Annotated in this window: 1 protein-coding gene; it reads left to right on the top strand. The window is 75.7% G+C overall.

Features of this window, described 5'->3' with window-relative positions:
- Positions 1-1048, top strand: a 1048-nt coding sequence (locus ACQUQ1_RS22375) for a glycoside hydrolase family 15 protein (RefSeq protein ID WP_435066382.1), incomplete at both ends; no start/stop codon positions are given.

The raw sequence follows: 1048 nt of genomic DNA, 5'->3' as shown, positions 1-1048 counted from the left end.
CCGGAACTCCGGCGGCTACGGCTACACGTGGTTCCGCGACGACGCACAGATCGCCCGGCACCTGCTGGAGTCGGACGACCCGCTGAGCCTCGACCTCGACACGGAGACGCTCGCGCGCAGCGCCCGCTTCTACTGCGACACCCAGGGGGCCGACGGCTCGTGGCCCCACCGGGTGTGGGCCGTCGACGGCTCGCTGGCGCCCGGGTGGGCGAACGCGCGCGTCGAGGGGCGCGAGGACTCCGCGGAGTACCAGGCCGACCAGACGGCGACCGTCGTCTCCTTCCTCGCGACGCTCCTGCGCGAGCGCGGCGACGACCTGACCCGGGCCGACGAGCGACGGGTCCGCGAGAGCGTCGCCGCCGGCGTCGACGCGCTGGACGACGCGCGCGCCGACGACGGCCTCCCCGAGCGGTGTCAGAACCTCTGGGAGGACCGGTCCGGACGGTTCACGCACACCGCGGCGACGTTCGTCGAGGCGTACGCCGCCGTCGCCCGCGCGCCCGTCAGCGACGACCTGCGTGCGCGCGGGCGGGACGGCGCCGCGGAGACGTTCGACGCCCTCGACGCCCTGTGGGACGAGGCGAGCGGGACCTACGGGTCGCGGCTGTCCGAGGGCGACGTCGACGACCGGCTCGACGCGTCGACGTTCGCGCTCGCGGACGCGCTCGCGGCGCTCGCGGCCGTCGACGGGGTCGACCCGGACGGCGCCGACGTCGACCGGATCGTCGACCACGTGCGCGCGACGCTCGACGGGCTGTACCGGGACCCGGACGGCTCCCCGGTCGAGGGGCTGATCCGCTACGAGGGCGACGAGTGGCGCACCGCCGGCCAGGACGACGAGAAGGTGTGGACGCTCGCGACCGCCATGGGCGCGCACGCGGCGGCGACGCTCGGCGCGTTCCTGGCCGACCGGGGACGCGAGGCGGCGGCCGACGAGTTGCTCGACAGCGCCTCCGAGCTGTACGCCCTCATCGAGGACGGCGGCCCGCTGACGACGGAGACGGGCTACCTCCCCGAGCAGTGGTACGACGACGGCACGCCCGACAGC

This window comes from Halobaculum sp. EA56, from assembly GCF_051195075.1.
Lineage (GTDB): Archaea > Halobacteriota > Halobacteria > Halobacteriales > Haloferacaceae > Halobaculum.
Note: the sequence above shows the minus strand (reverse complement) of the source record. Positions and strands in the feature narration are given on the sequence as shown.